The organism is Nocardia suismassiliense, from assembly GCF_900269665.1.
GTDB classification, from domain to species: Bacteria; Actinomycetota; Actinomycetes; order Mycobacteriales; family Mycobacteriaceae; genus Nocardia; species Nocardia suismassiliense.
In genome coordinates, this window is the sequence record NZ_LT985361.1 from 7,445,700 (window position 1) to 7,467,117 (window position 21,418).

The 21,418-nt window shown below is 67.5% G+C and carries 11 protein-coding genes; 9 read left to right on the forward strand and 2 right to left on the reverse strand.

What is annotated here, in order from left to right:
* The first annotated feature begins 70 nt into the window (after positions 1-70).
* The 4 genes from DBO33_RS44240 to DBO33_RS33225 are packed head-to-tail and all read left to right on the forward strand — an operon-like array spanning position 71 to position 16,252.
* Entirely contained in the window at positions 71-13,618 is a 13,548-nt protein-coding gene (locus DBO33_RS44240) for a non-ribosomal peptide synthetase (RefSeq protein ID WP_234391173.1), read from the forward strand.
* On the forward strand, positions 13,615-14,619 hold the full coding sequence (locus DBO33_RS33215) for an ATP-binding cassette domain-containing protein (RefSeq protein ID WP_107658566.1): 1,005 nt from the start codon (positions 13,615-13,617) through the stop codon (positions 14,617-14,619). The genes DBO33_RS44240 and DBO33_RS33215 overlap by 4 nt, the downstream gene beginning before the upstream one ends.
* Positions 14,616-15,434, forward strand: a complete 819-nt coding sequence (locus DBO33_RS33220; protein ID WP_107658567.1) for an ABC-2 transporter permease — start codon at positions 14,616-14,618, stop codon at positions 15,432-15,434. The genes DBO33_RS33215 and DBO33_RS33220 overlap by 4 nt, the downstream gene beginning before the upstream one ends.
* Positions 15,434-16,252 (forward strand): ABC transporter permease, encoded by an 819-nt coding sequence (locus DBO33_RS33225; RefSeq protein WP_107658568.1) that lies wholly within the window; start codon positions 15,434-15,436, stop codon positions 16,250-16,252. Before DBO33_RS33220 ends, DBO33_RS33225 begins: the two co-directional genes overlap by 1 nt.
* A 164-nt stretch (positions 16,253-16,416) precedes the next feature.
* Here the strand turns inward: DBO33_RS33225 and DBO33_RS33230 are convergent, their stop codons facing one another.
* A complete protein-coding gene (locus DBO33_RS33230; RefSeq protein WP_107658569.1) occupies positions 16,417-16,815 on the reverse strand; it encodes a DUF7144 family membrane protein in 399 nt (132 codons plus the stop codon).
* 417 nt (positions 16,816-17,232) lie between these two features.
* Between DBO33_RS33230 and nrdF the strand changes: the two genes are divergently transcribed.
* From nrdF to DBO33_RS33245, 3 genes are all read left to right on the forward strand, one after another.
* Positions 17,233-18,195 carry a class 1b ribonucleoside-diphosphate reductase subunit beta gene (nrdF, locus tag DBO33_RS33235; RefSeq protein ID WP_107658570.1) on the forward strand — a complete coding sequence of 321 codons (963 nt, stop codon included), beginning with the start codon at positions 17,233-17,235 and terminating at the stop codon, positions 18,193-18,195.
* A 136-nt stretch (positions 18,196-18,331) separates the two neighbouring features.
* The gene (locus DBO33_RS33240; protein ID WP_107658571.1) at positions 18,332-18,706 is read left to right on the forward strand and encodes a MerR family transcriptional regulator; all 375 of its coding nucleotides are present in this window, start codon (positions 18,332-18,334) and stop codon (positions 18,704-18,706) included.
* Positions 18,707-18,778: 72 nt separating this feature from the next.
* Positions 18,779-19,630: a TIGR03619 family F420-dependent LLM class oxidoreductase gene (locus DBO33_RS33245; protein WP_107658572.1), complete on the forward strand. Its 852-nt coding sequence runs from the start codon at positions 18,779-18,781 to the stop codon at positions 19,628-19,630.
* A gap of 79 nt (positions 19,631-19,709) precedes the next feature.
* Here DBO33_RS33245 and DBO33_RS33250 read toward each other — a convergent pair whose 3' ends face one another.
* Complete coding sequence (locus tag DBO33_RS33250; RefSeq protein ID WP_107658573.1) at positions 19,710-19,952, reverse strand: hypothetical protein; 243 nt, start codon at positions 19,950-19,952, stop codon at positions 19,710-19,712.
* Positions 19,953-20,261: 309 nt separating this feature from the next.
* On the opposite strand from DBO33_RS33250, the gene DBO33_RS33255 reads away from it, so the two are divergent.
* Together DBO33_RS33255 and DBO33_RS33260 are read left to right on the forward strand one after the other, a co-directional pair.
* Complete coding sequence (locus DBO33_RS33255) at positions 20,262-21,149, forward strand: DUF5753 domain-containing protein (protein WP_107658574.1); 888 nt, start codon at positions 20,262-20,264, stop codon at positions 21,147-21,149.
* Positions 21,137-21,340 carry a DUF397 domain-containing protein gene (locus DBO33_RS33260; protein ID WP_234391174.1) on the forward strand — a complete coding sequence of 68 codons (204 nt, stop codon included), beginning with the start codon at positions 21,137-21,139 and terminating at the stop codon, positions 21,338-21,340. The genes DBO33_RS33255 and DBO33_RS33260 overlap by 13 nt, the downstream gene beginning before the upstream one ends.
* The last annotated feature ends 78 nt before the right edge of the window (positions 21,341-21,418 follow it).

The following is a 21,418-nucleotide window of genomic DNA, read 5'->3' on the forward strand; positions in this document are numbered from 1 at the left end:
ACCACTACCGCGGTGGCTCAGCGGCGGTCACTCCGCGGCAGCTGCGGGCGGTAAAAACGTAGGACTATTCATGCAACAGCCTCTCCCCTCGCCCACCGAATCCGGCAGCGCTCTGCCTATGGACGCCCGCGCTCTGCCTATGGACGCCTTCGAGCTGTCCGCAGCCCAGCGCGGCATCTGGTTCGCCCAGCACATCGCCGGCGACACGCCGATCTCGATCGCCCAGTACGTCGAGTTGAGCGGACCGATCGACCTGGACCTGCTCGCCGATGCGGCGCGCCAGGCGGGCCGCGAATTCGGCACGGGGTATCTGCGGCTCGTCGAGGTCGACGGCCATCCGTACCAGTTCGTGGACACCACCCTCGACGACACCCTGGACACCCTGGATCTGCGCGGTGAGCACGATCCGGTGGCCGCCGCGCACGCGTGGATGCGGGCCGAATACGACGCTCCGCTCGACCTGACCCGCGACCGGCTGGTGCGCGTCGTCATGCTGCGGGTCGCCGACGACCGCTGGTACTGGTACTCCCGGATCCATCACATCGTGCTGGACGGCATGGGCGCGCTGACCATGGTGCAGCGCACCGGGGAGCTCTACAACGCGGCGGTGGCGGGCAAGGAGCCGCCCCCCGCGAAGGCCGAGGATCTGCGCCGGATCGTCGAGGCCGATGCCGCGTACCGCAGTTCTGATCGGTTCGGCACCGACCGCGAGTACTGGCTCGAGCACCTGGGCGGGATGGCCGATCCGGTGAGTCTCGCCGGTCGCACCGCCGCCGTCGACGCGCACCCGAGTCGCGTCGCGGGTGCGCTGCCTGCGGAGACCACCGCGCTGCTCGACGACGTCGCGAAGGCGGCCTCCTCCGGTGTCGCGCCGACGGTGGTCGCGGCGTTCGGGGCTTACCTCGCGGCGATGACCGGTGCGCCCGAAGTTGTGCTGAGCCTTCCTGTTTCGGCGCGTACCACGGCGGTCCTGCGCCGGTCCGGCGGCATGATCGCCAATGTCGTTCCGCTGCGGCTGACCATGACGCCGACCACCACGGTCGGTGACGTCATTCGAGCAGCCCAGGGCGAGCTGACGGGTGCCCTGCGGCGGCAGCGTTACCGCCAAGAGGACATCTTCCGCGATCTGGGCTGGCCGATGGACGAGACCGCGTCGTTCGGGCCCTCGGTGAATTTGATGATGGTGGACACCAGGATTCAGCTCGGCGCGGTCACCGGCCGCCTGCACGTGCTGACCTCCGGGTTGATCGATGATCTGTTCGTCAATGTGTATCCGGGCGTGGGCGGCGAGAGCACCCACATCGATTTCCAGGCCAACGGAAACCTGTACAGCGACGCGGAATTGGCGGCGCACCATCGCCGGTTCCTGCTGTTCCTGCACGAATTCCTCGCTGCGGGTACGGAAGCCGCACTGTCGACGGTGCCGGTGGTGTCCGACGACGAGCGGGCCGAGCTGGCGCCTGCCCGCGGGCCCGCAGGAGTCACGCCTCGCACGCTGCCGGACATCCTCGCGGCCGGTGCGGCACTCGATCCCGATGCGGTGGCGATCCGAGCCGGGGCTACCGCGTTGACCTACCGTCAGGTCGACGAGTACACGAACCAGTTGGCCAGGGTACTCATCGCGAACGGCGCCGGACCGGAACGCGCCGTGGCGATCTCGATCCCCCGCTCGGCCGAGTCGGTGCTGGCGATGATCGCGGTGGCCAAGACCGGCGCGGCGTTCGTGCCGATCGATCCGACCTATCCCGCCGACCGGATCGAGCACATGGTCGGCGACAGCGGTGTGGTCGCCGGGGTGACCGCCGCGGCCGCCCGGAAGTCGTTGCCGGAGCGGGTGACCTGGCTGATCCTCGATGACGAGGCGACCACGCGCAGCGTGCGTGAGCAGGACACGACCGCCGTCACCGCCGCCATGCACCTCGATCAGGTCGCGTACATCATCTACACCTCGGGATCGACCGGTTTGCCCAAGGGCGTGCTGGTTTCGCATCGCGGATTGGCCAACCTCGCGACCGGTTCCGGAGCCGGGTTCGGCGTGACCGCCGATTCCGTGGTGGCGCATGCGGTTTCGCCGAGCTTCGACATTTCGGTCGAGGAGATCCTGGTGACGCTGGCCTGCGGCGCCACCCTGGCCGTCGTGCCGCCCGCCGCGTACGCGGGCGAGGAGATGGCCGAAGTGCTGCGCGCCCATCGCGTCACCCATCTCAATGTCACACCGACGGTCGTGGGCTCGCTCGATCCGGCGACCCTGCCGCAGCTGCGCACCGTGATCGTCGGCGGCGATGCGTGCCCGCCCGAACTGGTGATCAAGTGGTCCGGTCGCACCCTCCTGAACGGGTACGGCCCCACCGAAACCACGGTGACCGCGACGTTGAGCGAGGGACTCGTCCCTGCCGCACCGGTCACCATCGGCAGCCTGGTGCGCGGTGTCGCCGCCGTGGTGCTCGACCCGTGGTTGCGGCCGGTGCCGCCCGGCACCATCGGTGAGCTGTATCTGGCCGGTGCCGGACTCGCGCGGGGCTACCACCGGCGCAATGGGCTCACCGCGGAGCGTTTCGTGGCGAACCCCTACGAACCTGGGGCGCGCATGTACCGCACCGGCGACCTGGTGCGCTGGAGCGACCGCGGCGGCCGGCTCGAGCTGGAGTACCAGGGGCGCAGCGACTTCCAGGTGAAGGTCCGCGGCTTTCGCATCGAGCTCGGGGAGATCGATGCCGCGCTGGAACGGCATCCGGAGGTCGACTTCGCGATCACGGTCGGAGCCGAAACGGGATCCGGTGCCACCGCGCTCGTTTCGTATGTCCTGCCGAAGCCCGGGGCTGAGGTACATCCCGAGGCACTGAAAGCTGCTGCCGGAGAGACACTTCCGGCCTATATGGTGCCTGCGGTGGTGATGGTGCTCGACAGCATCCCGCTCACACCGCTCGGCAAGGTGGACCGCAAGGCGCTGCCCACACCGGATTTCGGGGCGCGGGCGATCGTCAGCCGCGCGCCGTCCACCCCGCGCGAAGCGGCGTTGGCCGCGCTGTTCGCCGAGGTGCTCGGGCTGGAGTCGGTCGGCGTCGACGAGAGCTTCTTCGCGCTCGGTGGGGACAGCATCGTGTCCATCCAGCTGGTGTCGCGGGCCAAAGCCGCGGGTATCGGGCTCAGTGCGCGGGATGTGTTCGAGCGCAAGACCGTTGCCGCGCTGGCCGCCGTCGCCACCGAGGTGAAGGCACAGGTGGTGCACGAGCTGCCCGGTGGCGGGGTCGGCGCGGTCGCGCTCACGCCGATCGTGCACGCCATGCTTGACCAGGGCGACAGCTGGCGGCGATTCGCTCAGGCGGTGCTCGTCGGACTGCCCGCCGGCTTCGAGCGGGCTCGACTCGTCACGGCGGTGCAGGCGCTGCTCGACCAGCACGATCTGCTGCGTTCGTCGCTGCGGCACACCGCGGGGCGCTGGGAATGGGTGGTGGCCGAGCGTGGTTCGGTGGCTGCCGAATCTTTGGTGGATGTCGTCACGGCCGGACCGGAGACCGAGGAAACCTACGAGCGCGAATTGCAGCGCGCCGCCGATCTGCTCGATCCCGCCGCAGGGGTGGTCGCCCGCATCGTGCTGATCGAGCACAACGATGCGGAACCCGTGCTTTGGCTGGTGCTGCACCACCTGGTGACCGATGGTGTCTCCTGGCGCATCCTGCTGCCCGATCTCGCCACCGCCGCGCTGGGTGGCACCCTCGCACCGGTCGGTACCTCGTTCCGCCGCTGGGCGCACGGTCAGGCGGCACAGGCGGGCGAACGGGCCGCCGAATTGCCGCTCTGGCAACGCATCCTGTCGACCCCCGATCCGGCGCTCGGTGCGGACATTTTGGACCCGGCCGTCGATGTCGTCGCGACCATGGCGCACCGGCAGACCGTCATCACGCCCGATATCGCGCACACCGTGCTCAGCACCGCTCCCGATCGATTCCATTGCAGCGCAGACGATGTGCTGCTCGCCGCGCTCGCCATGGCGATCGGGCGGTGGCGCGAGCGGACCGCGACGCTGTTCACCTTGGAAGGGCACGGCCGGACCGAGGCGATCCTGCCCGGTGCCGATGTCGCGCGCACGGTGGGCTGGTTCACCAGCGTGTATCCGGTGGCCGTCGACCTGACCGGGATCGATCTCGCCGACGCGTTCACCGGTGGCGCCGCGGCGGGCACCGCCATCAAGACCACCAAGGAACAGCTGCGGGCGGTGCCGGACAAGGGTGTCGGCTTCGGCATGCTGCGCTACCTCACCGCCGACACCGCCGCGGTCCTCGCCGACGGGTCCACGCCGCAGATCAGCTTCAACTACCTGGGCCGGGCGACCACCGGCGCCGACACCGGACCGTGGCTGCCGCAACGCTTTGCGGCCACCCAGGACGATCGGGCGCCGCTGGCCGCCGTCGTCGATATCAACGCGGTACTCACCGACACCGGCCTGGAAGTGACCTGGGCGTACGCATCTCGGCTGCTCGACGCAGCCGACGTCGACCGGCTCGCCGAGCGCTGGACCGAGGCGCTGCGAGCGCTCGCCGCGCATGCCGTGTCCGCGGGCTCGGGCGGCCGCACACCGTCGGACTTCGAGCTCGTCCCGGTGACGCAGTCGCAGATCGACACCTGGGAACGCGACTACCCGCATCTCACCGACGTGTGGCCGCTCTCGCCGCTGCAATACGGCCTGCTGTTCCACGCGCTCTACGACTCCGATACCGCCGACGGTTACACGGTGCAGTCGCTGCTCACCCTGGCGGGCACCGTCGACGCGGCCCGGTTGCGCACCGCCGCACAGGCTTTGGTGGCCCGGCACGAGAACTTGCGGGTCGCCTACGTGGAAACCGACGACGGTCCACGTCAGCTCGTCCTGTCCGACGCCGAAATACAATGGCAGGAAGTAGATCTGGCCGACATCGACGATGCCGAGCTGCGGCAGCGCGAACTCGACCGGGTGATCGCCCTGGACGCCCGTACCCGCTTCGAGCTGACCCGGCCGCCGCTGGTGCGCTTCACGCTGATCCGCACCGCCGCCGACGCCTACCGGTTCGTGCTCACCAATCACCATCTGGTGCTGGACGGTTGGTCGACGCCGCTGCTGGTGCGCGAGCTGCTCGCGCTGTACGTCACCTCGGGCGACGCGTCGGCGCTGCCACCGGCGCACTCCTATCGCGAATTCCTGTCCTGGCTGGACGAGCGGGACGACGCCGAATCGATTGCGGCGTGGCGGGAATCGCTGGCCGGCATCGATACCCCCACCCGCGCGGTGCCGACCTTGGCGGGCATCGAATCGACCGAGACCGGCATGCTGTCCACCGAGCTGTCGGCCGACACCGTCGCTCGATTGGAGGCGACCGCTCGCGAATCCGGTGCCACGGTCAACACGCTCGTGCAGGCGAGCTGGGCGATGCTGCTCGCCATGCGCACCGGCCGCACCGATGTGGTGTTCGGCGGCACGGTCTCCGGGCGGCCACCGGAGCTCACCGGTGTCGAGGAGATGGTCGGCCTGTTCATCAATACCTTGCCGGTGCGGGTGCGCCTCGATCCGGCGGAGAAGGTGGTCGACCTGCTCGCCCGCCTGCAAGCGGAGCAGGCGCGGCTGATGGATCATCAGCATGTCGGACTGGCCGCCATTCATCAGGCCGTCGGTCTCGCCGAATTGTTCGACACCCTCACCGTTTTCGAGTCCTACCCGATCGACCGGGAGGCGCTCTCGCAGGCGCTGGACATCGCGGGCATGCGGGTGCTCGACGTCGAAGGCACCGACGCGACGCCATACCCGTTGAACCTCATGGTCATCCCGCTGCGCGGCGCGCACGGTCACGACACCTTGCGCGTCAGCCTGAAATTTATGGCCGATCAGCTCGCTGCCGCGGACGCGCAACCGCTGCTGGATCGTTTCGTCCGGTTGCTCACCCAACTCGCCGACAACCCGCGCGCCCTGGTCTCGCAGGTGCAGTACTGCGACGACGCCGAACGTGCCGCGCTGCTGCCGGTGCGGGGACCGGAGTCGCTGCCCGTGCGCACGCTGCCCGACATCCTCGCCGCCGGTGCGGCCATCGACGGCGATGCCATCGCGGTCAGCGCGGGCGAGCTCACCATGTCCTACGGGGAGCTCGATGCCTGGTCGAACCGGTTCGCGCGGTTGCTGCTGAGCCGGGGCGTCGGGCGGGAGGTGTTCGTCGTGCTCGCCCTCACCCGCTCGCTGGAGTCGGTGGTCGCGGTGTGGGCGCTGGCCAAGTCGGGCGCGGCGTTCGCGCCGCTGGACCCGCACTATCCGGTCGAGCGGATCGAGCACATGCTCACCGACTCGAAGGCGCCCATCGGCGTGACGGTCACCGCGACCGGTGAGACGCTGCCGGGCAGCATCGACTGGCTGCTGCTCGATGACCTCAACACCATCCGCCGGGTGATGACGGTGTCCGCCGATCCCATCACCGACGAGGAGCGCGGCGGCCCGATCGATGTCGATCAGACCGCGTATTTGATCTATACCTCCGGTTCCACCGGCAAGCCAAAAGCCGTGCTGCTCAGCCATCGCGGTATCGCGAATCTGGTTGCCACCCAGCGGGACTCGCTGGCGTTGGATCCGACGGCGAGCGCGTTGCAGGTGGCGTCGCCGAGCTTCGACGCCTCAGTGTTCGAACTGCTGACCGCGCACGGCTCGGGTGGCAGGTTGGTCGTCTCCCCGCCGGATGTCTATGGCGGCAGCGAACTCGAACAACTGCTGCGTACCGAACGGGTCACCCACGCGGTGATCACGCCGTCCGCGCTGGCCACCATGGACCCGACCGATCTCGACCACCTGCGAGTGCTCTCGGTCGCCGGAGAGGCGGCCACGCCCGAGCTCATCGAACGCTGGTCCGTCGGGCGGCGAATGGTGAACCTGTACGGTCCGACGGAGTTCAGCATCTGGGCCACCGGACCGGCGGAACTCGTTGCGGGCGAGCCGATCACCATCGGCGGGCCGATCCGCGGCGCGGCGAACATGGTGCTCGACACCTGGTTGCGGCCGGTGCCCGTGGGGGTCGCCGGCGAGCTCTACCTCGCCGGACCGGCCCTTGCTCGCGGCTACTTCAACCGGTTCGAGATGACCGCGAGTCGCTTCGTCGCCGATCCGTTCGGCGAGCCGGGTGAGCGCATGTACCGGACCGGCGACATGGTGCGCTGGGTGATCGGTCGCGACGGCGGCTACGAGCTGGAGTACCTGGGGCGCAGCGACTTCCAGGTCAAGATTCGCGGGTTGCGCATCGAGCTCGGTGAGATCGACGCGGTGCTCTCACGTGACGAGCAGGTCGAGTACGCGGTGACGATCGGCCGGGCCGGGCCTGCGGGGGCGACCGTGCTGGTGTCGTATGTGCTGCCCGCCGAGGGCGTCGAACTGGATACCGAACGACTGCGCGTCCAGGTGGCCGCCGAGCTGCCCGGGTACATGGTGCCCGGCTATCTCGTCGTGCTGGACTCGATTCCGCTGACGCCGGTCGGCAAGCTGGATCGCAAAGCTCTTCCCGTGCCGGACTTCTCGGATACCAACCGGCCCTACCTCGCACCACGCACGCCGGTCGAGCAGGCAGTCGCCGAGGTGTTCGGTGATGTGCTCGGCCGCGAGCAGGTCAGTGTCGACCAATCCTTCTTCGAGCTCGGCGGCAACTCGCTCAGCGCGACCAAGGTTGTCGCCCGGGTCAATTCGGCGCTGGGATCGACGATCGCGCTGCGTGACCTGTTCGACGCGCCCACCGTCGCCCAGCTGTCCGGGCGCGTGGTCCCGGCGACCGATGGCAAGCCCGGCCGCTTCGCGCTCGCGCCGCGGATCCGGCCGGACCGCATCCCGTTGTCCCCTGCGCAGCAGCGCATGTGGGTGCTCAACCGGCTCGATCCGACCTCGTCGGCGTACAACATCGCAGTCGCGCTGCGGCTGACCGGTGCGCTCGACGTGGACGCTATGCGGTTGGCCCTCGCCGACGTCGTCGACCGGCACGAAAGCCTGCGCACGATCTACCCCGCCGACTCCGACGGGCCCCGCCAGGTGGTGATGAGCGCCGAGATGGCCTCGCCTGCAATGGTGTTGGTCGATAGCGAAGACGGTGCGCCACTGCGCGCCCGAATCAACACGTTGGCGGGCAACGGATTCGACATCGCCAAGGAGCCGCCGCTGCGTGTCGGGTTGTTCCGCATCGTCACGGCGGACGCGGGGAGTGCGACTTCCGACCGGATCTCCGCCAGCGCGTTCGCACCGGTGGCGTCGAGTCTTTCCGCAGGCGGCACTCCGGTCACGTCCGGGCCCTCAGCAGACGCCCCACCGGTGACGTCCAGCCCGTCGGCGGGCGCCTCACCCGTGACGTCCAGCCCATCTGCAGGCGTTCCTCCGATGGCGTCCAGCCCTTCCGCGGGCGGGTCACCCGTCACCTCCAGCCCTACCGCGGGCGGCTCCCCCGTGGCATCCAGCCCATCGGCGGGCACCCCGCCGGGATCGTCCGGCCACTCGATGGCCACAGCGCCGGTGGTGGCAGGCGACTCCCCCCGCACGAATACCCCTGACGTGCACATCGTCGTCCTCGTGGTGCACCACATCAGTGCGGATGGCGCGTCCATGGCGCCGCTGGCGGCCGATATGGTTGCCGCGTATTCGGAGCGGGTCAGTGGTGCCGAGACGACCAGGGTTCCGCTGGGCGTGCAGTATGCCGATTTCGCGCTGTGGCATCGCGAGCTGCTCGGTAGCGAGTCGGATCCGGACTCGATGGCGGCGCGGCAGGTTCAGTTCTGGAACGACACGCTCACGGGGGCGCCGGATGTTCTGGAGTTGCCCAGCGATCGGCCGCGACCTGCGGTGCAGACCATGCGCAGCGCCGACGTCGAGTTCACCATCGATGCCGAATTGCACCGTGCCCTGGTCGAATTCGCGGCGGCGCACAATGTCAGCCTGTTCATGGTCGTGCATGCGGCGCTCGCGGTGCTGCTGGCGCGGCTCGGCGGCACCGACGATGTGGTGATCGGCACGCCGGTCGCCGGGCGCGGGGAACAAGCGCTGGACGAGCTGGTCGGGATGTTCGTCAATACCCTGGCGCTGCGCACGCCGGTCGACCCGGGCGCCGGTTTCGGTGACTTCCTGACCGCGGTGCGCGCCGTGGATCTGGATGCGTTCGCCAATGCCGATGTGCCGTTCGAACGGCTTGTGCAGGTGTTGAATCCGACCCGGTCGACGGCGCACCATCCCCTGTTCCAGGTGTCGCTGACGTTGCAGAACTTCATAGAGCCGGTGCTGGAGCTGCCCGGATTGCGGTTCGAGGTAGAGGACTTCGACCGGCGTACTTCACAATTCGATCTGACCCTCGACCTGCGCGAGCGTTTCGGCGAGACGGGCCCGGCCGGACTGTCCGGTGTACTGACCTACGCGACGGACCTGTTCGACGAGGCAACGGTAGCGGCGTTCGCCACTCGATGGCGGCGCGTACTGGCGACTGTGCTGGCCGAGCCGGACACGCGGGTCGCCGATATCGACATCCTCGACGACACCGAACGTGCCACCCTCGTGCCGGTGTGTGGCCCCGAGAGTGCCGGGACGACAACGCTTCCCGAGCTGCTCGCGCGGACAATGGACCAGTACCTGGACCGGCCCGCCGTGGTCGCCGCCGGACACACCACGACCTACCGGGAGCTCGACGCCCACACCAACCGGCTGGCCCGCCTGCTGCTGGACGCCGGCGTCGGCACGGAATCCGTGGTCGCCCTCGGCCTTCCCCGTTCGGCCGAACTGCTGACCGGCATGTGGGCGGCCGCGAAGGTCGGCGCGGCCTTCTTGCCGGTCGACCCGAAGCATCCGGTGGAACGCATCGACCACATGCTCACCGATTCTCAGGCCCGCGTGGGCCTCACGGTAGCCGCCTACCGACCGCTGCTGCCGGACAGCACGCACTGGCTGGTGCTGGACGACGTGGACCTGGTCGGGCGCTGGTGCCGGGCGAGTGCGAGTCCGCTGGGCGACGGCGAACTGCAGAGCCCGATCCGGCCGGACAACCCGGCGTGGATGATCTACACCTCCGGTTCGACGGGAACACCGAAGGGTGTCTCGGTGTCGCACCGCGGCATCGCCGACTTGGTTGTCGCGCAACGCGAGTCGCTCGGACTCGACGAGCACTCCCGGGTATTGCAGGTGGCTTCACCGAGTTTCGACGCCTCGGTATTCGAGGCGCTCATGGCGTTCGGCTCGGGTGGCGCCTCGGTGGTTGCTCCGCCGGAGGTATTCGGTGGCAGCGCGCTCGCCGAACTGATTGCGGCGGAGCAGGTCACTCACATGGTGATCACACCGTCGGCGCTGGCCACCCTCGATCCCGGCGAGGTATCGAGTGTGCGGGTGCTCGCGGTGGCGGGTGAGGCAGTCGGCGCCGAGCTGGTCGAGCGTTGGGCCGCCGATCGCACCATGATCAACCTGTACGGTCCGACCGAATTCACCATCTGGGCAACGGGTTCCGTGCCGCTGATAGTCGGCGAGCCGGTGTCCATCGGCACGCCGGTGCGCGGGGCCGCCGCCCTCGTCCTGGACGACCGGCTGCGTCCGGTGCCGGTCGGTGTCGCGGGTGAGCTGTACCTGGCCGGGCCCGCCCTGGCCCGCGGTTACCACGCTCGACCCGGCTTGACGGCGGGCCGGTTCATCGCCGATCCGTTCGGCGAAGCGGGCGAGCGGATGTACCGCACCGGTGACCTGGTGCGTTGGACGCGGACCACCGCCGGCCTGGCCCTGGAGTACCTCGGCCGCACCGACTTCCAAGTCAAGGTGCGTGGTCAGCGCATCGAACTCGGCGAGATCGACGCCGTGCTCGGCAGGGTCGACGGTGTCGATTTCGCCCTAACCCTCGGTGTTCCCGGCCCGACCGGGGCGACCGCGCTTGCTGCTTATCTGGTGCGGACGCCGGACGTCGAGCTCGATCTCGCGCGGGTCCGTGCGGTCGCCGCCGATACTCTGCCCGCCTACATGGTTCCGTCCGCCTTCGTTGTGCTGGATGCCATTCCGCTCACCGCGGTCGGCAAGCTCGACCGAAAGGCGCTGCCTGCTCCGGAATTCACCGCCGACCGCACCGAGTACCGTGCGCCGTCCACCCCGACCGAGGAGACCCTGTCCGGGATCTTCGCCGAGCTGCTCGGACTCGACAAGGTCGGCGCCGACGACTCGTTCTTCGCGCTCGGTGGCGACAGTATTCTCGCCATCCAACTGGTCTCGCGCGCAAAGCAACACGGCGTGCACTGCACACCGCTGCAGGTGTTCGAGCACCGGACCGTGGCCGCACTGGCCGCGGCCGCCGATGCCGCCGGCGCGGTGGTCGTGCTGGAAGAGCTGCCCAGCGGCGGCGTCGGCGAGCTGCCTTTGACGCCGATCGTGCACTACATGCTCGAACGGGGTGGCGACTACCGTCGCTTCGCGCAGACGGCGGTGCTGGACCTGCCGGTCGGCATCGATCGAGCCCAGATCGTCGCCACGCTGGCGGCCGTGGTCGACCGGCACGACATGCTGCGCGCCCGACTTTCCCCGGACGAGCACGGTGCGCCGTGCCTGCGGGTCGGCGAAGTCGGTTCGGTCGAGGTGGACGCGCTCGTGCACCGCATCGAGTTCGACGCCGCCGCCGACTCGGTCGAGCTGCGTGAATACGCGGTGACCGAGCTGGATGCCGCGATGAACCGGCTCGATCCGGCTGACGGTGTTGTGCTGCAGTTCATTTGGCTCGACCCGGTAGGTGATGGTGGAACCCACACGCGCGCCGGACGTTTGATCGTCGTGGCGCACCATCTCGTCATCGACGGGGTCTCCTGGCGTATCCTGGTGCCGGACCTGGTCGCCGCATGGGCGCAAGTGTCGGTCGGCAACACCCCGGTCCTCGCCGAGACCGGCACGTCGATGCGGCGGTGGGCGCATGCCCTGGTCGTCGAGGCACACACGGACAAGCGGGTTTCGGAGCTCGGTTACTGGCAGGACGTCATCACCGGGTCCGATCCGCTGATCGGTTCCCGTCCACTGGACCCGGCCGTCGACGAGGCGCACACGTTGCGCATGCTCGACCGCGAGGTCTCCCCGGAGGTCACCAACGCACTGCTCACCACACTGCCCGGATTGTTCCAGGGTGGGGTGAACGACGCGTTGCTCGCCACGTTGGCGATTGCGCTGGTGCGCTGGCGGTCTCGTGCCGCCGGAACCGCCGAGGCATTGCTGCGGCTCGAAGGGCACGGCAGGCAAGAGGAGGTGATCCCCGGCGCCGATCTGTCCCGCACGATCGGCTGGTTCACCAGCATCTACCCCGTCCGGTTGAACCTCGACGGCATCGACCTCGATGACGCGCTCGCCGGTGGTGCGGCGATGGGCACGGCTATCCGCGCCGTGAAGCATCAGCTGCTTGCGGTGCCGGACAAGGGCATCGGCTTCGGTCTGCTGCGCTACCTGAATCCGGCGACGGCCGAACAACTTCCGGCCGGACTGCCGGGCCAGGTCAGCTTCAACTACCTCGGCCGGTACTCCACCGGTGACATCCCCGCCGGGCTCGAAGGACTCGGCTGGCTGCCCACCGACGAGCTCGGCGATCTGCATGCCACCGAACACCCCACTGTGCCACTGCAATCGGCGATCGACGTGAACGCCGTAGTGGTCGGTGACCGGTTGCAGGCGAGCTTCGGCTTCCCGGCAGAGCTCTTGTCACAGGACGAGGTCGCGGAGCTGGCCGATTTGTGGGTCGAGACGCTGCGTGCCGCCGCCGAATTCGCGCAGTCCCCGGCCGCACGCACCGCAGCGGACGACGAGACCGCCGCCATTGCCGCGCAAGCTGCCGCGCAGATCGCCACGGCGGCACCCACCGGACTCGGACTGGACGTTGTGCTGCCGATCCGCCCCGACGGCACCGAACCCGCGCTCTTCTGTATCCACCCGTCCTCCGGGATGTCGTGGACTTACCTGGGATTGGCCGAGGCCTTGCGGCCGGGCAGGCCGATCTACGGCCTGCAAGCTCCCGATCTCGGCGGCCACGAACCACCGGCCCGCTCGATCGAGGAGTTTGCCGACCGGTACGTGCGTGAGATCCGCGCCATCCAACCGAGCGGCCCGTACCACCTGCTCGGCTGGTCGTTCGGCGGACTCATCGCACATGCGATCGCCACCAAGCTGCAACAAGCGGGCGAGACCGTCGGCGTCGTCGCCCTGCTGGACGCCGACACCGCCGATATCGACGGCGACAGCATCGAACGGCTCAGCGCGGGCGCGTTCGTCAACTCCTTCGGCTCGGTCTTCGGCATCGACGACGTCCCCGCCGACGCGACGGCACAGGAGGCCGCCGACCTGATTCGGGAACGGCTGGGCGGTGTTTCGCTCATCGACGCGGACACCATCGAACGGATGGCCGCGTCCTACAACGCGTCGGCGCGGACCCGCACCGGCTATCGACGACCGGTATTCGACGGCGACATCGTGTATTTCAGCGCGACCGTCGATACCTCGGACATCTTCGGTCCGGACGGCTGGCGGCCGTACGTGACCGGTGAGATCAGCAACCACGACGTCGAGGTCACCCACGACGAACTGACCGCACCGCACGTGCTGCCGATCATCGCGCGCGTGCTCGACGAACATCTGGGAGGCCGAGGATGAATTCCGAACAAGGAGTCGTCGTCGAAGGAATCGAGAAGTCCTTCGGCGCCGTAAAAGCTTTGCGTGGCGTCGATTTCGTCGCCGAGCCGGGCGAGGTGCTCGGCATCCTCGGCCCGAACGGCGCCGGGAAGACGACGATGGTGAACATCCTGTCGACGCTCATCGCCCCGGATCGGGGACGCGCGGTGGTCGCCGGGCACGACGTGGTCGCCGACCCGGCGGCGGTGCGCCGGTCCATCATGCTGACCGGGCAGTACGCCGCGCTCGACGACATGCTCAGCGGTTACGAGAATCTGGTGATGTTCGGCAGGCTGATGGGTTTGCGCAAGCGCGCCGCCCGGGCCAGGGCGGTCGAGCTGCTCGCCGAGTTCGATCTGGTGGGCGCGGCGGGCCGCCGGGTCGGCACGTACTCGGGCGGCATGCGGCGGCGTATCGACATCGCGTGCGGTCTCGTCGTCCGCCCGGATGTGGTGTTCCTGGACGAGCCGACCACCGGACTGGATCCGCGCAGCAGGCAAGGGGTTTGGGATCTGGTGACCAGTTTCAAGAAAGCGGGCATCACCACGCTGCTCACCACGCAGTACCTGGAGGAAGCGGACGCGCTCAGCGACCGGATCATCGTGATCGACCACGGTGTGGTGATCGCGCAGGGCACCGCCGACGAGCTGAAGTCCAGGACCGGCGGAAGTTACTGCGAGGTGGTGCCGCTGGACCTGAAGGATCTGCCGGTCATCGCCGATGCGCTCGGTTCGCTGCTGCCGGAAGACATTCGGGCGGCGATGACGCCGGACTCGGACCGGATCGCGATCCCGGCACCGGACGGCGCGAAGACTCTCGCTGAAGCCTTGCGCCGCCTCGACGGCGCAGATGTCGAACTGGTCGATATCGCGCTGCGCAGGCCGTCGCTCGATGATGTGTTCCTCCAGCTGACCGGTCATCTGGCCTCCGCTGACGGAGCCGATGCCGACCTGAAAGCTGTTGATGCGGAGCGGGTCTCGTGACCGCGGGCACCTGGCTGACGCAGGCCCGAGCCACGCCGGTGCGGGCACAGCAGTGGTGGGTGCTGACGACGCGACTGATCGTGCCGTCGGTGAAGACCGGTGAGGTGCTCGCCTCGATCCTGGCGCCCGCGGCCTTCACGGCCAGCTTCTACATTCCACTGAAAACCGTGATGACCTTCGCGGGCACCGGATTCAGCAGCTATGCCCAGTTCATGATGCCCATCGTGGTGTTGCAGGCCGCCGCGTTCACCGCCATCTCGGCCGCGTTCCGGGCGGCCACCGACTCGGTCGCGGGGCTCAATCGGCGCTTCGGGTCCATGCCGGTCGGGCCGCTGGTACCCGTCGCCGCGCGCATGTCCGGCAATCTCTTTCGGCTGGCGATCGCGCTGGTCACGGCGGTTATCTGCGGGCATGTGATCGGCTTCCGGTTCCGTCTCGACACCGTGCACACCCTCGGCTTCCTGCTGTTCGCGATGCTCGTCGGGCTCGCACTGATGCTCGGTGCCGATGTGATCGGCACGGTGTCGCGCAGTCCGGAAGCGACAACCCAGGCGTTGGTATTGCCGCCGTTGATCTTCGGCATGCTCTCGACGGGTTTGGCTCCGGCCCACCAGTTTCCGGCGTGGGTGCAGCCGTTCGTACGCAACCAGCCGGTGTCCCAATTCGCGATCGGGTTGCGCGCACTGGCCGGTGACACGGTAGGCAACGCCGGCCAGGTGACCTGGTCGTTGATGGGGCCGCCACTGGCATGGGCGATCGCCATTCTCGCCCTGTGCATTCCGCTGACCATCCGACTGAGTTCGAGGAGGGCGTGATGGCGCTGCTGGCTCAACCCACCGCAGATACCCGCACCGGTTCGGAGGTGTCGGTTGTGTCCTTGGTGCAGCACACCATGATTCAAACCCAGCGGCTGCTGTTGCGCTGGACGCGCAATCCGATCACGCTGCTGGAAACCCTGATCATCCCGTGCCTACTGCTGATCATGCTGGAGACCGTCATCGGCGGCCAGATCCGTAAGTTCACCGGGGAGAGCGCCCTGTTCGGCTCGGTACCGATGGTCACCCTCGTCGGCGCGCTGTCCGGCGCGGTGGCCGGTGGTGTCCTGCTCGGCCGCGAGCGGGACGCGGGTCTGCTCGCCCGGTTCTGGGTACTGCCCGTACACCGCGCGTCCGGGCTCGTCTCCCGCATCCTCGCCGAGGGGTGCCGCATCTTCGCGGGCACCCTCGCCATCGTCCTCGTCGGCTATCTGCTCGGCTTCCGGTTCCACCAGGGCATCCTCGCGACCCTCGTATTCCTGCTCATCCCAGTGCTTTTCGGGTTGGCCTTCGCCACCGTCGTCACCGCCGTGGCCGTCTTCACCGCCAAAGCCACTCTGGTAGAAGCCATCACCATCCTCACCTCCCTGATGATGTTCTTCAGCACCGGCTTCGTCCCCCTCGCCGCCTACCCCCAATGGATCCAGCCCATAGTCCGCAACCAACCCATGTCCGTCGCCGTAGACGCCATGAAAGCCCTGGCCCTAGAAGGCCCCCTCGCCCGCCCCCTCACCCTCACCCTCCTCTGGTCCCTCGGCGCAATCCTCCTCTTCGCCATCCCCGCCACCATCGGCTACCGCCGCGCCAGCAGGCGCTGATCCACCATCATCTGCAGGTAACCGTCCGAGTAGGTCGGCGAGTGGCACATGGCTGTGGCGTTTGCCGAGAAGACCTCTCCATGGTGTGCCACTCAACGAGCAGGCGGGGCGCGAAGCGGCCCCGGCACGCCGAAAGCGGTGCCGGGGCCGAGGGATTGGCGGGGCTACCGGGCGGCGAGTTGGCGGGCGAGGGCCCAGATCACCAGGACATCGATGGCGATGATGACCAGTGCCCAGAAAGGGTAGATGGGGGCGAAGAGGAAGTTGTCCAGGATGCTGACCGACGCCATGACGATGCCGGCGAGGTAGCCCCAGGTTTTGCCGGTGACGATGCCGAAGCCGGCGATCAGCACGAGCACGGCGATCACCAGGTGGATCCATCCCCAGGCGGAGACGTCGACCAGGAACACCTGATCTTCGGTGACCACGAAGATGTCGCGGCCTGCGATGGCGGCGACGGCGGTCAGCAGGTGCAGCACGCCGGCGATGAGGATCAGCACACCGGCGAAGATGGTCATGTCGTTGAGCACCGGGCCGGTCCGGACGGGGCCGGGACTAGTCATAACACACACTCCTTCCGAAACGCGTGATACTTCTATCCGCCCAACGTAGCCCCTGATCAGGCAAAACCAGGGCAGGTGAGCGGGTGGGTCACCGGGCGGCGCCCGCTACCGGGCGGAGCCGGGCAAACGTGCCGCGCCCCGATCACATCGTGGTGCCAGCACGCGCCGAGCCACGGACGGACCACTGGCAAACAATTGGCGATCTCGCGCGGCGCGCCAGCACCGATGTGGCCGTTCGCGCGATCGTGCCGCAGAATAGGGGCCGCACGCGATGGCTCCCGGCGTTTCTCGCCTCGGTGACACGCATCGCTGCGACACAAGGTGTTGTGCTGCACGGACTTGTCACCCACTAGGAGTAGTGTCCGGTGGAGAGAAGATCCGTCACGGCAGCGGGCTCGGGAAAGGTGTGGAGGCAGGATGAAACTGATCGATCGGGTATCGGCCATCAACTGGAATCGGGTGCCCGACGAGAAGGATGCCGAGGTCTGGGACCGGCTGACCGGCAACTTCTGGCTGCCCGAGAAGGTTCCGGTGTCCAACGACATCCCCTCGTGGGGCACGTTGACCACCGATGAGAAGCAGTTGACCATGCGGGTCTTCACCGGCCTCACGCTGCTGGACACGATCCAGGGCACCGTCGGCGCGGTGAGCCTGATCCCGGACGCGCTGACCCCGCACGAGGAGGCGGTGTACACCAACATCGCGTTCATGGAGTCGGTGCACGCCAAGAGCTACAGCTCGATCTTCTCCACGCTGTGCTCCACCAGGGAGATCGACGACGCGTTCCGCTGGTCGGAGGAGAACCGAAACCTGCAGCGCAAGGCCGAGATCGTGCTGGATTACTACAACGGCGACGATCCGCTCAAGCGCAAGGTGGCCTCGACGCTGCTGGAGAGCTTCCTGTTCTACTCCGGCTTCTACCTGCCGATGTACTGGTCCTCGCGGGCCAAGCTCACCAACACCGCCGACCTGATCCGACTGATCATCCGCGACGAGGCCGTGCACGGCTACTACATCGGCTACAAGTACCAGAAGGGCCTGGAGCTGGTCAGCCAGGCCGAGCGCGACGAGCTGAAGAACTACACCTTCGAGCTGCTGTTCGAGCTGTACGACAACGAGGTCGAGTACACCCAGGATCTCTACGACGAGGTCGGCCTCACCGAGGACGTCAAGAAGTTCCTGCGCTACAACGCGAACAAGGCGCTGATGAACCTCGGCTACGAGGGACTGTTCCCGAAGGACGAGACCGAGGTGAACCCGGCCATCCTGTCGGCCCTGTCCCCGAACGCGGACGAGAACCACGACTTCTTCTCGGGTTCGGGTTCGAGCTACGTGATCGGCAAGGCTGTGAACACCCAAGACGAAGACTGGGAGTTCTGAGCCATACCCAAGCTCGACACGGCGGCGGATGCTTTCCGCCGCCGTTTCGCGTTTTCGGGATGGCGGGCGGCGACGCTTGCGTTGACACCGGCGACAACGTTTAGCGTGGCCGGGACGGTCGCTCGGAGGAGGTCGCATGCTGATCGGTGAGCTGGCACAACAGGCCGGCACGAGTACCCGCACCCTGCGGTACTACGAGCAGCACGGGCTGGTGCGGGCGCACCGCTCCACCAACGGGTATCGCGTCTACGACGCGGCGGAGTTGCCGGTGGTGCACCAGATTCGGACGTTGCTGGCGGCCGGTTTCGGGCTGGACGACATCCGCCCGTTCGTCACCTGCCTGCGAGCGGGCCACAGTTCCGGCGACGATTGCCCGGATTCGGTGGCGGTGCTGCGGCGCAAGCTCGCCGAGGTGGACGACGCACTCGCCCGGCTGACCGCGTTGCGGGCGGACCTGCAGCACCGGCTCACCGGTACCGAGCAGCGGCCACCGGCCTGCGAATTCGGGTAACCACCTGTCCGGCAGCCGGTCTCGATGGACCGGTTGTGCGATCGTCGCTGCCCACGGCACCGAGGAACGTCGATGAAGTTCGCCGTCAGTTACAGCACACCGTATTACGGGGCCGACCCCGATCGCCTGATCGCCTTTGCCCAGCACGCCGAAGCCTGCGGATTCGAGGGCATCTATCTCCCCGATCACATCGCGCTGTATCCGGGCGCCAAGGTCGGGGACTTCGAAATGCTCGCCACCACGCCCTATCCCGACCCGCTCGACTGCCTGAGCTTCGTCGCCGCGGCTACCCAGCGCATCCTGCTCGGGACCGGCGTACTGCTGCTGCCGTACCGCCACCCGGTGGTTCTGGCCAAACGTCTCGCGACCATCGACGTGCTGTCGCGCGGACGGATGCGCCTGCTGACCGTGGGGCTCGGCACGCTGCCCGGTGAAGCCACCGCCACCGGCGTGGACTTCGCCAGCCGCGGCCGTCGCGCCGACGAAGCCATCGACGTGCTGCGGCTGCTGTGGTCCGGCGGTGCGGAAGGGGCCAGCTTCGACGGCGAGTTCTTCAGCTTCGACAAGCTGGTCAGCTTCCCGAAACCCCTTGGCGTACCTCAGCTGCCGATCCACATCGGTGGCTCGAGTCGCGCCGCCGCGCGCCGGGCAGGCCGCCGCGGCGACGGCTACTTCCCCGGCGGCATGCTCGGGCCGCACGAACGGGCCCGCCAACTCGACCTTGCCCGGGCGGAAGCCGTTGCCGCAGGCCGTGACCCGGGAGCACTCGAGTACACCCGCTGGGGTTCGATCGACCTGCCTGCCGAACGTGTCGAAGGTCTTGCCGCGGAAGGGGTGACCCGGATCGTCGTCGGCAGCACCGATCCCGGCAACCCGTTCGACGAGATGTCGCGCTTCGCCGAACGATTCGAGCTCGGCGGCTGACCCACCGACCTCCCGGCCGCCGTCATGCACCAGGCGGCCGGGAGTTGGTGTGCATGGCCACGGTTTCGCCCACGCGCACCTATGCCGAGTCGCGTTCCTCGAACCATCCTTCGCCGTAGACACTCCGGAGAATGTGCAGCACGTCCGCGCTGTCCGCGGCGAGGCCGTCGACGGCGAACCGGATAGCGCCGACCGCGACGGTCAGCGAGCGCAGTTGCTCATCCATTCTTCGTGCTCGGTCGGCCAAGGTCGACAGTCCGAACTCCATGTGGGCCTCGCGATTTTCCATGGCTTCCAGTTGCCATTTCAGGTCCGCGTCCATCGTTATACAGCGCCTTTCCTGGAAGGAATTTATATTCTGGATTGTTCCTGTTGTGTTGTCGCACTGAGCAATTCGGCGAATCCGTAAACCTCCATTACAGTCTGCTGGTTGGATGAGCGCGGAAACCGATTCGCCGGGTGTAGGGGCTGGTCGGCTTTCCGAACACATGCAGTGCAACACCGCAGCCACACGGTCGGCACCCTTCCGAGACTGAGCTCTGTCGGTATTTCGGTGAGGTTCCACAGTCGCTGCCGCACTTGGGTTCCAAAATAGACCGCCATTCTTCAGCGACCCCTCGGAGATACAGCTATGACGACTGGCTCGACCCTTCCCCGTAGGCTATTGGCCCGCGAGCTCCGCCGAGCTCGCGCAGCGGCGGAGGTCAGCTCGGAAACCGCGCGGAACGCCATCGGCGTCAGCAAGCAAACATTCTGGCGAATGGAGAGCGGGATCCCGATCCGGTTGAACCCGTTGTTCGTCAAACGGTTATGCGAGCTCTACGACGTTTCGCCCGGGCTGACCCAGGTGCTGCTGGCGCTGACCGAGGAGACGAAGACCAAGGGGTGGTGGCACACCTTCGACGAGTCGATACCCAGGGACTTCGGGCTGTTCGTCGGCCTGGAAGACGCGGCGCATCACATCATTTCGTATCAGACAACGTTTATACCTGGAATGTTGCAGACCGATGAGTATCGGCGCGCAATGATTTGGGTGGAATTTCCCAATATGCCGTCGCCGGAGGTGGAGACGACAATAAGGATCGCGGCATTGCGCCGGGACCGACTCCACAGTGATACCAATCCCGTGACCCTGGATGTGCTGATCGATGAGTCGGCGCTGCGCCGACCTACCGGCGGCACCGCGGTGATGGCCGGTCAATTGCGGCATCTCGCCGATGTCGCACAGCTGCCGAATGTTTCGGTGCGCGTGATGCCCGCGTCGACGGGAACGTATCAGGGTTTAACAGTTGGAACATTCGTATTGCTGGAGTTCCCGCCGCACCCCACCGCGTATTTGACTGAGCCACCGGTGGTTTACGTCCAAGGTTTCACCGGAGATTTGTATTTAGAACGCCCGGAGGAGATTGCGGCGTATCGTGTTGTGTACACAGACCTCAAGCGTCTGGCGTTGGGTGAGACCGAAAGTCGCACTCTCATTCGAGAAATAGCAGAGGAGTTCTCCGCATGTACGATATGACTGACGCACACTGGTTCAAGAGCACCCACAGCAGCGCTGTGAAAGATTGTGTCGAGGTAGCACATCTCGACGGCGGATCGGTCGGCGTTCGCGACTCCAAGAACCCCACCGGCCCCGCCCTCGTCTTCAGCCCCGCGGCATGGGACACCTTCACCTCCAGCCTCGCGCAAGGTGATCTGAACAGTCCGTAAATCCACCGTTCCACGAGACCCCCACTACCCGTGGGGGTCTCGCGCTGTGCGGCGAACCACTATGCCGCGGTCGAACTT